This is a genomic window from Salmonella sp. A7, assembly GCF_020181675.1.
GTDB lineage: Bacteria > Pseudomonadota > Gammaproteobacteria > Enterobacterales > Enterobacteriaceae > Salmonella > Salmonella enterica.
Genome location: NZ_CP084001.1, coordinates 393,053 through 405,603, shown reverse-complemented (window position 1 = coordinate 405,603; position 12,551 = coordinate 393,053). Strand labels below are relative to the sequence as shown.

Genomic DNA, 12,551 nt, shown 5'->3' with positions numbered 1-12,551 from the left:
GGAGTTGCCATGTCAGCCAAACATCCGGTGATAGCAGTAACAGGGTCAAGCGGCGCGGGGACCACCACCACCAGCCTCGCGTTTCGTAAAATTTTCGCGCAGTTAAATCTGCATGCCGCCGAGGTGGAAGGCGACAGTTTTCATCGTTACACCCGCCCGGAAATGGACATGGCGATCCGCAAAGCGCGTGACGCCGGGCGGCATATCAGCTATTTCGGGCCTGAAGCCAATGACTTCAGCCTACTGGAACATACTTTTATTGAGTACGGGCAGACGGGTAAAGGCCAGTCGCGTAAATATCTGCATACCTATGATGAAGCCGTACCGTGGAATCAGGTTCCCGGCACGTTTACCCCCTGGCAGCCGCTTCCCGAACCGACCGATGTGCTGTTTTATGAAGGACTGCACGGCGGCGTCGTCACCCCGCAACATGATGTCGCGCGTCATGTTGATCTGTTGGTTGGCGTGGTGCCTATCGTCAACCTCGAGTGGATTCAGAAACTAATCCGCGACACCAGCGAGCGCGGACACTCCCGTGAAGCGGTGATGGATTCCGTGGTGCGTTCCATGGACGACTACATCAATTACATTACGCCGCAGTTCTCGCGTACCCATATTAACTTCCAGCGCGTGCCGACCGTCGACACGTCCAATCCGTTCGCCGCAAAGGGTATTCCCTCGCTGGATGAGAGTTTTGTGGTGATCCATTTCCGCAATCTGGAAGGGATCGATTTTCCCTGGCTTCTGGCGATGCTCCAGGGCTCGTTCATTTCTCACATTAATACATTAGTGGTGCCGGGCGGCAAAATGGGGCTGGCGATGGAGCTGATTATGTTGCCGCTGGTGCAGCGATTAATGGAAGGCAAAAAAATCGAATAACCGCGGTGAAATGCCCGATGGCGCTACGCTTATCGGGCCTACGAGATAAAAACGGGTAGGCCGGATAAAGCCACGCCGCCATCCGGCATCACATGTTACGCCGCAATCACTTCATACGAATGGGTAATATTGACCGCTTTTTCCAGCATTAGCGCCACCGAGCAATATTTTTCCGCGGAGAGATCGACAGCGCGCGCGACGGCAGCCTCTTTCAGATCGCTGCCGGTAACGATAAAATGCAGATTAATGTGCGTAAACAGGCGCGGCGCGTCTTCCCGGCGCTCGGATGTCAGCTTCACTTCGCAGTTGGTGACATTCTGACGGCCCTTTTGCAGGATTGATACCACATCAATAGCGCTACATCCGCCAGCCGCCATTAATACCATCTCCATCGGACTCGGCGCTTTGTCACCGGAGTTGCCATCCATTAAAATCTGGTGGCCGGAGGAGGACTCTCCGAGGAACGTGAGCCCTTCAACCCACTTTACACGCGCTTGCATATTTCGTAACTCCAATGTTTCAATTTTCCTGAAAGATTACGCGCATACAACAAAACTGGCAATGGAAGGCGACCTGGGTCATGCTGAAGCGAGACACCAGGAGACACACGGCGAAAGCTATGCTAAAACAGACAAGATGCTACAGTAATACATTGACGTACTGCATGTATGCAGAGGACATCACATTACAGGCTACAATCTATTTTCGTAGCCCCCTTCCCAGGTAGCGGGAAGTATATTTTTGCAACCCCAGAGACAGTGCCGTTTTCTGGCTCTGGAGACAGCTTATAACAGAGGATAACCGCGCATGGTGCTTGGCAAACCGCAAACAGACCCGACTCTTGAATGGTTCTTGTCTCATTGCCACATTCATAAGTACCCGTCAAAGAGCACGCTGATTCACCAGGGTGAAAAAGCAGAAACGCTGTACTACATCGTTAAAGGCTCCGTGGCAGTGCTGATCAAAGATGAGGAAGGGAAAGAAATGATCCTTTCTTATCTGAATCAGGGAGATTTTATTGGTGAACTGGGCCTGTTTGAAGAAGGTCAGGAACGCAGCGCCTGGGTACGTGCGAAAACCGCATGTGAGGTCGCTGAAATTTCCTACAAAAAATTTCGCCAATTAATCCAGGTCAACCCGGATATTCTGATGCGCCTCTCTTCCCAGATGGCTCGTCGCTTACAAGTCACCTCTGAAAAAGTAGGTAACCTCGCCTTCCTTGACGTCACCGGGCGTATCGCTCAGACGCTGCTGAATCTGGCGAAACAGCCCGATGCCATGACGCACCCGGATGGGATGCAGATCAAAATCACCCGTCAGGAAATCGGCCAGATCGTCGGCTGCTCCCGCGAAACCGTTGGTCGTATTTTGAAAATGCTGGAAGATCAAAACCTGATCTCCGCGCATGGCAAGACCATCGTCGTCTACGGCACCCGTTAATTCCGTCAGAATGGCGCGTTTTATCATGCGCCATTTTTGTTTGCATCGATGTGGCGAAGACTGATTTATCACCCAGAGATTAATTACGCACTACGGCAAACGCTGGTGCTGTGCCTGCCTGTGGCTGTCGGTTTATTGATAGGCCAACTACACCTGGGCTTGCTTTTCTCTCTCGTTCCCGCCTGCTGCAACATTGCAGGTCTGGATACCCCGCACAAACGTTTTTTTAAACGCCTGATCATCGGCGCGTCGCTGTTCGCCGGATGCAGTCTGGTAACGCAACTTCTGCTGGCGGAATCCATCCCCCTGCCGTTGATCCTGACCGGGCTCACGCTGGTGCTTGGCGTGACGGCGGAAATTAGCCCGCTTCACGCGCGGCTACTGCCAGCGTCGCTGATTGCCGCCATCTTTACCCTGAGTCTTGCGGGATACATGCCCGTCTGGGAGCCGCTGCTCATTTATGCGCTGGGCACGCTATGGTACGGCGTGTTTAACTGGTTTTGGTTCTGGCTATGGCGCGAACAGCCGCTGCGCGAGTCATTGAGTTTGTTATACCGTGAACTGGCCGATTATTGCGAAGCGAAATACAGCCTGCTCACCCAACATATCGATCCGGAAAAAGCGCTGCCTCCCCTGCTGATACGCCAGCAAAAAGCGGTCGATCTCATTACCCAGTGTTACCAACAGATGCATATGCTTTCGGCGCACAACAATAATGATTACAAGCGTCTACTGCGGGCTTTTCAGGAAGCGATGGATTTGCAGGAGCACATCTCCGTCAGCTTGCATCAGCCGGAAGAGGTACAGAAACTGGTAGAACGCAGCCATGCGGAAGAGGTGATTCGCTGGAATGCGCAAACGGTCGCCGCCCGCCTGCGCGTGCTGGCGGATGACATTCTTTATCATCGTCTGCCGACGCGCTTCTCCATGGAAAAACAGATTGGCGCTCTGGAGAAGATCGCCAATCAGCATCCTGAAAATCCGGTAGGCCAGTTCTGCTATTGGCACTTCAGTCGAATCGCCCGTGTGCTGCGTACTCAGCGGCCGCTGTACGCCCGCGACCTGATGGCCGATAAACAGCGTCGTCTGCCGCTACTTCCGGCGCTGAAAAATTATATGTCGCTTAAATCGCCGGCGCTACGCAACGCCGGACGCATCAGCGTGATGATGAGCATCGCCAGTCTGATGGGCAGCGCGTTGCACCTGCCTAAACCGTACTGGATCCTCATGACAGTGCTGTTTGTCACCCAAAACGGCTATGGCGCGACGCGCGTACGTATTCTGCATCGTTCGGTCGGAACGCTGGTCGGCCTGGTGATTGCCGGCGTCACGCTGCACTTACATATTCCCGAAAGCATTACGCTGGCGGTCATGCTGGTACTAACGCTGGCAAGTTATCTGATTATTCGTAAAAACTACGGCTGGGCGACGGTCGGCTTTACGGTGACGGCGGTATACACCATCCAGTTACTGACGTTAAACGGAGAGCAGTTTATTGTGCCGAGGCTGATCGATACGCTGATTGGCTGTTTAATTGCCTTTGGCGGCATGGTCTGGCTGTGGCCGCAATGGCAAAGCGGGCTATTACGTAAAAACGCCCATGATGCGCTGGAAGCCGATCAAGAAGCTATCCGACTGATCCTCAGTAACGATCCGCAGGCCACCCCGCTCGCTTATCAAAGAATGCGGGTCAACCAGGCGCATAACACGTTATTCAACTCGTTAAATCAGGCAATGCAGGAACCCGGGTTCAATACCCACTATCTGTCGGATATGAAACTGTGGGTCACGCACAGCCAGTTTATTGTCGAGCATATCAACGCCATGACGACGCTGGCGCGGGAACACACCATGCTGACGCCGGATCTGGCGCAGCGCTATCTGGAATCTTGCGAGATTGCAATTCAGCGCTGCCAGCAGCGCCTGGAGTACGACAGGCCAGGCGGCTCCGGCGATGTCAATATTCTGGAGTCGCCGGACATGCCGTCACATGGCTTATTGAGCACTCTGGAGCAACATTTACAGCGCATCATTGGCCATCTGAACACCATGCACACCATTTCGTCGATGGCCTGGCGTCAGCGTCCGCATCACGGTATCTGGCTGAGTAAGCGGCTACGGGATACAAAAGGTTAAGTCCGACTGCCGGATGCGCTACGCTTATCCGGCAATCCGCCATCAGGCCACCACCTTCCCTACCGCCTGCGCAAAGCGCTGCATTCCTTCATTGATATCCGCCTCTTCCACCACCAGCGACGGGGCAAAACGCATCACGTCGGCTCCGGCATTGAGCACCATCACGCCGGCCTCCGCTCCTGCGTACAGAAAATCGCGCGCCCGGCCTTTGTACTTCGGCTTCAGTTCCGCGCCAATCAGCAGCCCCATGCCGCGAATATCGCTGAAAATGTCAAATTGCTCGTCAATCGCCTGCAAATGTTGCACAAACTGTTGCCGCTTAGTGTGAATGCCTTGTAGTACCTCTGGCGTATTAATAATATCGAATGCCGCGCCAGCCACCGCACAGGCTAGCGGATTGCCGCCATAGGTTGAACCATGCGAACCGACATGGAAGGCCGAGGCGATCTCCTGCGTGGTCAGCATGGCGCTCACCGGAAAACCGCCGCCTAACGCTTTGGCGCTGGTGAGGATATCCGGCGTGACGCCGTAGTGCATATAGGCAAACAGGTCTCCGGTGCGCCCCATCCCGCACTGCACTTCATCAAACACCAGCAACGCCTGATGCTTGTCACACAGGTCGCGTAACCCTTTGAGGAATTCCGGTGTAGCCGCCTGCACGCCGCCTTCACCCTGAATCGGCTCGACCACCACCGCGCAGGTGTGGTCATCCATTACCGCTTTCACCGCATGGAGATCGTTGAAGGGAACGTGAATAATATCGGCGGGTTTCGGCCCAAAGCCGTCGGAATATTTTGGCTGCCCGCCGACAGAGACGGTAAACAAGGAACGGCCATGAAAGGCGTTATGGAAGGCAATGATTTTCGTTTTGAACGGGCTATGGCGCACGCAGGCATAATGACGCGCCAGTTTAAAAGCGGTTTCGTTCGCTTCGGTGCCGGAATTCATAAACAGCACGCGCTCGGCAAACGTGGCGTCGATCAGTTTACGTCCCAGACGCAACGCTGGTTCATTGGTAAAAACGTTACTGGTATGCCACAAGGTTTCCCCCTGGGATTTCAGCGCCTCGACCAGTGCCGGATGGCAATGGCCCAGCGCAGTCACTGCAATCCCGCCGGCGAAATCGATATACTCTTTGCCCTGCTGATCCCATACGCGGCTGCCTTTACCTTTGACCGGAATAAAGTCCGCCGGTGCATAAACAGGCAGAATCACCTCATCAAAAGTTGCGCGCGTAATAGCCGTTTGTTCAGTTGCCATATCATTACCACCCGGTTAAGTAGAAATGCCAGTGAAATTATAATCATAAAATATGAATAAAAAATCACTCAATAGCAACCACAAATCAACGCCGGAGGAAATTTTCCAGCAGAGCGTGTCCTTGTTCGCTGAGAATACTTTCCGGGTGGAACTGCACGCCTTCCAGATCCCACTCGCGGTGGCGAATGCCCATAATCTCCTGCGTTTCACTCCAGGCGGTGATCTCAAAACACTCTGGCAACGTGGCAGGGTCGACAATCAGCGAGTGGTAACGTGTCACGGTTAACGGGCTGGGCAATCCCCGAAACACGCCCTGTCCATTATGCGTAACAGGTGACGTTTTACCGTGCATCACTTTCGCTGCCCGCACCACCGACGCGCCAAAGGCCTGCGCCATCGCCTGATGACCCAGGCAAACGCCCAGCATCGGAATACGTCCGGCATAATGGCGGATAACCGCCAGTGAAATGCCAGCGTCATTTGGCGTACAGGGGCCAGGAGAGATAACGATTTTTTGCGGGTTCAAAGCGTCAATGTGCGCCAGCGTCAGCGCATCATTGCGCCGGACCTGCACTTCCGCGCCCAGTTCACAAAAATACTGGTAGAGGTTCCAGGTAAAGGAATCATAGTTATCGATAAGCAGGATCATGGCGGCTCCGGGTCAGTAGAACCGCACTATTTTACTCAGTTTCGCGAGCTTCGCTTATCGCTTTCTGAAAAATCGCCTGCAAAGCGGAGAGATCGCCCATCGCGCCGCTCTGGTTCGCCTGCTTCCATGTTTCAACCGCAATACCTTGCCAACTCAGCGCGTAGCCTGCATGTAGCGCCAGCTGTTCAAAGAAGATGCGCTGCGCCAGCCCGCTCCCCAAACGAAACGGATGAAGCACGTTAATTTCACAGTAGTAATGCGCCAGCCGCTCGACAAACTTCTCGTGCGCCAGACCGACCAGATAGCCCTCTTCTTCCAGATCCTGCATCAGAGCGTTGCCCTCTTTTTCGATATAGGCAAAGTGGCAGAAACGGGTATCGCCCTGGTAAATATCGACCTCCCGCAATTGCCCTGCCCAGTCGAAAATATCCTGATAGAGCTGGCGATGAATCGCGCACAGATGAGGCAAGCCGCGTACCAGCGGCCCCAGTTCAATCGTGGCGGCGCGGAGCGCGGTCATTTCATATGCCGCTTGCGCCAGTCGCTGGGCCTGATGAATCCCCAGCCGATTACGCATCACATTCAGCCCCGGATAGAGGTACGGATCGCGCCCTTCGCCAAATTTATCGCTCATAGTGCCTCCGAAGCTCGTCAAGACGTGCCAGCGCTTCATCGGCGGTCAGGGTTACTAAGGGGATCTCAATACCTTCGAGACGGCGGCTTTGCTGGAAGTTAACGTTGCGCCGCTGTTCCCAAAAGCGTGACTTTTGTTTATCGGTAAGTTTCTTCACCGGGCCTCCCTGAATATGTCTGTGCTTGACCACAAGTATAAGCAGCAATTTCAGGTTACGCTGAGACAGGGAGAAAACGCGGGCGGCTCGCACCCGCGCAGTCATATTTTATTTTATGGCAGGACTTTCGCGGAAAGGATAACGACTGGTTTTGTCGGCACATTCTGATAAGGCCCGACATCGTGCGTCGGTACCTGTGAGATTTTATCGGCGACATCCATACCTTTTACCACTTTTCCAAATACCGCATAGCCAAAGTCGCGCTGGCCGTGGTCGAGAAAAGCGTTATCCGCGACGTTAATAAAGAACTGGCTGGTGGCGCTGTCTTTATCTGCGGTGCGCGCCATCGCGATCGTGCCGCGAGTATTACGCAGACCGTTGTCGGCTTCATTCTTAATCGGCGGATTCGGTTTCTTCTGCTGCATCTGCTCGTTAAAACCACCGCCCTGAATCATGAAGCCAGGAATAACGCGGTGAAACGTAGTGTTGTTATAGAAACCACTGTTGACGTAATCGACAAAGTTTTTCACAGAAACCGGCGCTTTCTGGCTGTTCAGCTCCAGCTCAATATTCCCGGCGGAGGTGGTTAACAGCACATGAGGATCGCCTTTTGCTGCCAACGCTGCGGGAGAAAGAGCAGAAAGAGCGAAAACAGCTGCGACAGCCGCCAGAGTCGATTTGAGCATGAGATTTCCTTAAAGAGAGCAGAAATAAAGCAAGTGGAATGATTTTAAAGAGCCTTCCTGGGCCAGGCCAGCCCTTTACCTAATTTTACGTATATGAAACAAATGTAACGTTACGACGCAACGCCGTATTCTTGCAATATGATGTGACAAACATCACATTAAAAAATGTAATGAACATTACTATCACTAATAATTATTTAAATGCATCACAAAAGCGCCTAAAATCTGCCCGCTTAACGCGCCCTCCACGCGCTTCACTTCTCTTCAAGGCCAGACATGACTAACAGCAACCGCATCAAGCTCACATGGATCAGCTTTCTTTCCTACGCCCTGACCGGGGCGCTGGTGATTGTCACCGGGATGGTGATGGGAAATATCGCAGACTATTTTCAGCTGCCCGTTTCCAGCATGAGTAACACCTTTACTTTTCTGAACGCCGGGATTTTGATCTCGATCTTCCTCAATGCGTGGCTGATGGAAATCATCCCGCTGAAAACACAGCTACGCTTTGGCTTTATCCTGATGGTGCTGGCGGTGGCCGGGCTGATGTTCAGCCATAGCCTGGCGTTGTTCTCAGCGGCGATGTTTGTGCTGGGGCTGGTCAGCGGGATCACCATGTCGATTGGCACCTTCCTGATTACGCAACTGTATGAAGGGCGTCAGCGCGGTTCCCGACTGCTGTTTACCGACTCCTTCTTCAGCATGGCGGGGATGATTTTTCCTATGGTCGCCGCCTTCCTGCTGGCGCGTAGTATTGAGTGGTACTGGGTCTACGCCTGCATCGGCCTGGTCTACCTGGCGATTTTCATCCTGACCTTCGGCTGTGAATTTCCGGCGCTGGGTAAACATGCGCAGCACTCTCAGGCACCTGTCGCCAAAGAAAAATGGGGCATTGGCGTACTGTTTCTCGCCGTCGCCGCGCTGTGCTATATCCTCGGTCAATTGGGCTTTATCTCCTGGGTGCCGGAATATGCCAAAGGCCTCGGCATGAGCCTGAATGACGCCGGGGCGCTGGTGAGTGATTTCTGGATGTCCTATATGTTTGGTATGTGGGCGTTCAGCTTTATCCTGCGCTTTTTCGATCTGCAACGCATCCTGACCGTACTGGCGGGTATGGCGGCGGTCCTGATGTATCTGTTTATTACCGGCACGCAGGCGCATATGCCGTGGTTTATTCTGATGCTGGGCTTCTTCTCCAGCGCCATTTATACCTCCATCATTACGCTGGGATCGCAGCAAACGAAAGTGGCCTCGCCTAAGCTGGTTAACTTTATTCTGACCTGCGGCACCATCGGAACGATGCTGACCTTCGTCGTCACCGGCCCGATTGTGGCGCACAGCGGTCCACAGGCGGCGTTACTCACCGCGAATGGTCTGTATGCGGTGGTCTTTGTGATGTGCTTTGCGCTCGGCTTTGTGTCCCGTCATCGTCAGCATAGCGCGCCAGCGGCGCATTGATAATGATTGCCGGAGGGCGACGCGATGCGTCTTATCCGGCCTACAGCGTAAGCTGTTGGTAGGCCGGATAAGGCGACGTCGCCCTCCGGCACTCTATCCCCCCCTCCTGACGAGGTAGGCCTGTTGGTCTAAAAACCCCTCATTTTGTATGTTATTTGTACAAACCTGAAAAGCCTGACAATTCCGCCACTTATAAAAATCCAGACAAATCAGCCATATACCCATTAAGAGGTATATAAAGGTGAATTTGATTTACATCAATAAGCGGGGTTGCTGAATCGTTAAGGTAGGCGGTAATAGAAAAGAAATCGAGGCAAAAATGAGCAAAGTCAGACTCGCTATTATCGGTAATGGTATGGTCGGCCACCGCTTTATTGAGGATCTCCTTGATAAATCCGACGCTAGCCTGTTCGACATTACCGTGTTCTGTGAAGAACCCCGTAAAGCCTATGACCGTGTCCACTTATCATCCTACTTCTCTCACCACACCGCGGAAGAGCTCTCTCTGGTGCGTGAAGGATTTTACGAGAAGCACGGCGTGAAGGTACTGGTTGGCGAACGCGCAATTACCATTAACCGTCAGGAGAAAGTGATTCACTCCAGCGCGGGTCGTACCGTTTATTATGACAAGCTGATCATGGCGACCGGTTCATATCCGTGGATTCCGCCGATTAAAGGCTCCGAAACCCAGGATTGCTTCGTTTACCGTACCATTGAAGACCTCAACGCTATCGAAGCCTGCGCCCGTCGCAGCAAGCGCGGGGCGGTGGTCGGCGGCGGTCTGCTGGGGCTGGAAGCCGCTGGCGCGCTGAAAAACCTCGGCGTGGAAACGCATGTCATTGAATTTGCGCCAATGCTGATGGCGGAACAGCTCGATCAGATGGGCGGCGAGCAGCTACGTCGCAAGATCGAAAGCATGGGCGTGCGTGTACACACCAGTAAAAACACGCAAGAGATTGTTCAGCAGGGTAACGAAGCGCGTAAGACTATGCGTTTTGCCGACGGCAGCGAGCTGGAAGTCGATTTTATCGTCTTCTCTACCGGTATTCGCCCACGCGACAAGCTGGCTACCCAGTGCGGTCTGGCCGTCGCGCAGCGCGGCGGGATCGTGATTAACGACACCTGCCAGACGTCCGACCCGGATATCTACGCTATCGGCGAGTGCGCCAGTTGGAACAACCGCGTTTACGGTCTGGTCGCACCGGGCTATAAAATGGCCCAGGTCGCCGTTGACCATATCCTCGGCAGTGAAAACGCCTTTGAAGGGGCGGATCTCAGCGCCAAGCTGAAGCTGCTGGGCGTGGACGTCGGCGGCATCGGCGACGCGCATGGCCGCACGCCGGGCGCGCGTAGCTACGTTTACCTCGATGAAAGCAAAGAAGTCTACAAACGTCTTATTGTCAGCGAAGATAACAAAACGCTGCTCGGCGCAGTACTGGTCGGCGACACCAGCGATTACGGCAATTTGCTGCAACTGGTACTGAACGCCATCGAACTGCCAGAAAACCCGGATTCGCTGATCCTGCCGTCGCACGCGGGTAGTGGTAAACCCTCTATCGGCGTGGATAAACTGCCGGACAGCGCGCAGATCTGCTCCTGCTTCGATGTGACTAAAGGCGATCTGATCGCCGCTATCAATAAAGGCTGTCATACCGTGGCGGCGCTGAAAGCGGAAACCAAAGCCGGAACCGGCTGCGGCGGCTGCATCCCGCTGGTGACGCAGGTACTGAACGCCGAACTGGCGAAACAGGGTATTGAAGTCAACAACAACCTGTGCGAGCACTTTGCTTATTCTCGTCAGGAACTGTTCCACTTAATCCGCGTGGAAGGCATTAAAACCTTTGAAGAACTGCTGGCGAAACACGGTAAAGGCTACGGCTGCGAAGTGTGTAAGCCGACCGTCGGTTCGCTGCTGGCGTCGTGCTGGAACGAATACATCCTCAAACCGCAGCACACGCCGCTACAGGATACTAACGATAACTTCCTGGCGAATATCCAGAAAGACGGCACCTACTCGGTGATCCCGCGCTCGGCGGGTGGTGAAATCACCCCGGAAGGTCTGGTGGCCGTGGGTCGTATCGCCCGCGAGTTTAACCTCTATACCAAAATCACCGGTTCTCAGCGTATCGGTCTGTTTGGCGCGCAAAAAGACGATCTGCCGGAAATCTGGCGTCAACTGATTGAAGCGGGCTTCGAAACCGGTCACGCGTATGCCAAAGCGCTGCGGATGGCGAAAACCTGCGTCGGCAGCACCTGGTGCCGCTACGGCGTGGGCGACAGCGTCGGTTTCGGCGTGGAGCTGGAAAACCGCTACAAAGGCATTCGTACCCCGCACAAGATGAAGTTCGGCGTCTCCGGCTGTACCCGTGAATGTGCGGAAGCGCAGGGTAAAGATGTGGGTATCATCGCCACTGAGAAAGGCTGGAACCTGTACGTTTGCGGTAACGGCGGCATGAAACCTCGTCATGCGGATCTGCTGGCAGCCGATCTCGATCGCGAAACGCTGCTCAAGTATCTCGACCGCTTTATGATGTTCTACATCCGTACCGCCGACAAACTGACCCGTACCGCACCGTGGTTAGACAACCTGGAAGGCGGCATCGACTATCTGAAATCGGTCATTATCGACGACAAGCTGGGCCTGAACGAACATCTGGAAGAAGAGATGGCGCGCCTGCGCGCAGCGGTGGTCTGCGAGTGGACGGAGACCGTCAACACCCCATCCGCACAGGTTCGTTTCAAACACTTTATCAACAGCGACAAGCGCGACCCAAATGTTCAGGTTGTGCCGGAACGCGAACAGCATCGTCCGGCCACGCCGTATGAACGTATCCCGGTCACTCTGGTGGAGGAAAACGCATGAGCCAGTGGCAAAACATCTGCAAAATCGATGACATCCTGCCGGGAACCGGCGTCTGCGCGCTGTTAGGTACTGAACAAGTCGCGATTTTCCGTCCTTACCATAGCGATCAGGTATTCGCGATCAGCAACATCGACCCGTTCTTTGAAGCCAGCGTGCTGTCTCGTGGACTGATTGCGGAACACCAGGGCGAACTGTGGGTCGCCAGCCCGCTGAAGAAACAGCGCTTTCGCCTGAGCGATGGTTTGTGCATGGAAGACGAACAGTTTTCTGTGAAACATTACGACGCGCGGGTAAAAGACGGCGTGGTGCAGTTGCGCGGTTAATTATTTTTGGGAGGCGCAACGCCTCCCCTTTTTTGTATTTTTTTCATTTTAATTGTTATCACAAAA

Annotated in this window: 12 protein-coding genes; 6 read left to right on the top strand and 6 right to left on the bottom strand. The window is 54.0% G+C overall.

The features are described from left to right. The first annotated feature begins 9 nt into the window (after nucleotides 1-9). Complete coding sequence (locus LCS67_RS01800; protein WP_001274690.1) at nucleotides 10-879, top strand: phosphoribulokinase; 870 nt, start codon at nucleotides 10-12, stop codon at nucleotides 877-879. 95 nt (nucleotides 880-974) lie between these two features. On the opposite strand, the gene LCS67_RS01795 is transcribed toward LCS67_RS01800, so the two are convergent. Next, on the bottom strand, nucleotides 975-1,379 hold the full coding sequence (locus LCS67_RS01795; protein ID WP_001148919.1) for an OsmC family protein: 405 nt from the start codon (nucleotides 1,377-1,379) through the stop codon (nucleotides 975-977). Between the two features lie 307 nt (nucleotides 1,380-1,686). Here LCS67_RS01795 and crp point away from each other — a divergent pair, with 307 nt between their 5' ends. Together crp and LCS67_RS01785 are read left to right on the top strand one after the other, a co-directional pair. Further along, nucleotides 1,687-2,319 (top strand): cAMP-activated global transcriptional regulator CRP, encoded by a 633-nt coding sequence (gene crp, locus LCS67_RS01790; protein ID WP_000242758.1) that lies wholly within the window; start codon nucleotides 1,687-1,689, stop codon nucleotides 2,317-2,319. Nucleotides 2,320-2,367: 48 nt separating this feature from the next. Continuing rightward, nucleotides 2,368-4,455 (top strand): YccS/YhfK family putative transporter, encoded by a 2,088-nt coding sequence (locus LCS67_RS01785; RefSeq protein ID WP_000269311.1) that lies wholly within the window; start codon nucleotides 2,368-2,370, stop codon nucleotides 4,453-4,455. A 42-nt stretch (nucleotides 4,456-4,497) separates the two neighbouring features. On the opposite strand, the gene argD is transcribed toward LCS67_RS01785, so the two are convergent. The 5 genes from argD to ppiA all read right to left on the bottom strand — a co-directional run bounded on the left by argD (nucleotide 4,498) and on the right by ppiA (nucleotide 7,841). Then, nucleotides 4,498-5,715: a bifunctional acetylornithine/succinyldiaminopimelate transaminase gene (argD, locus tag LCS67_RS01780; protein WP_000190027.1), complete on the bottom strand. Its 1,218-nt coding sequence runs from the start codon at nucleotides 5,713-5,715 to the stop codon at nucleotides 4,498-4,500. A gap of 85 nt (nucleotides 5,716-5,800) precedes the next feature. Beyond that, the gene (gene pabA, locus LCS67_RS01775) at nucleotides 5,801-6,364 is read right to left on the bottom strand and encodes an aminodeoxychorismate synthase component 2 (RefSeq protein ID WP_000601879.1); all 564 of its coding nucleotides are present in this window, start codon (nucleotides 6,362-6,364) and stop codon (nucleotides 5,801-5,803) included. Nucleotides 6,365-6,395: 31 nt separating this feature from the next. Continuing rightward, nucleotides 6,396-6,998: a putative adenosine monophosphate-protein transferase Fic gene (locus LCS67_RS01770; protein ID WP_001280675.1), complete on the bottom strand. Its 603-nt coding sequence runs from the start codon at nucleotides 6,996-6,998 to the stop codon at nucleotides 6,396-6,398. Then, nucleotides 6,988-7,155 carry a YhfG family protein gene (locus tag LCS67_RS01765; protein WP_001519136.1) on the bottom strand — a complete coding sequence of 56 codons (168 nt, stop codon included), beginning with the start codon at nucleotides 7,153-7,155 and terminating at the stop codon, nucleotides 6,988-6,990. The genes LCS67_RS01770 and LCS67_RS01765 overlap by 11 nt, the downstream gene beginning before the upstream one ends. Nucleotides 7,156-7,268: 113 nt before the next feature. Beyond that, nucleotides 7,269-7,841, bottom strand: a complete 573-nt coding sequence (ppiA, locus tag LCS67_RS01760) for a peptidylprolyl isomerase A (protein WP_000920478.1) — start codon at nucleotides 7,839-7,841, stop codon at nucleotides 7,269-7,271. Between the two features lie 276 nt (nucleotides 7,842-8,117). On the opposite strand from ppiA, the gene tsgA reads away from it, so the two are divergent. From tsgA to nirD, 3 genes are all read left to right on the top strand, one after another. Then, nucleotides 8,118-9,299: an MFS transporter TsgA gene (gene tsgA / locus LCS67_RS01755; protein WP_000185265.1), complete on the top strand. Its 1,182-nt coding sequence runs from the start codon at nucleotides 8,118-8,120 to the stop codon at nucleotides 9,297-9,299. A 319-nt stretch (nucleotides 9,300-9,618) separates the two neighbouring features. Beyond that, a complete protein-coding gene (gene nirB, locus LCS67_RS01750; RefSeq protein ID WP_000049256.1) occupies nucleotides 9,619-12,162 on the top strand; it encodes an NADPH-nitrite reductase large subunit in 2,544 nt (847 codons plus the stop codon). Next, the gene (gene nirD, locus LCS67_RS01745; RefSeq protein WP_000084812.1) at nucleotides 12,159-12,485 is read left to right on the top strand and encodes a nitrite reductase small subunit NirD; all 327 of its coding nucleotides are present in this window, start codon (nucleotides 12,159-12,161) and stop codon (nucleotides 12,483-12,485) included. The genes nirB and nirD overlap by 4 nt, the downstream gene beginning before the upstream one ends. The last annotated feature ends 66 nt before the right edge of the window (nucleotides 12,486-12,551 follow it).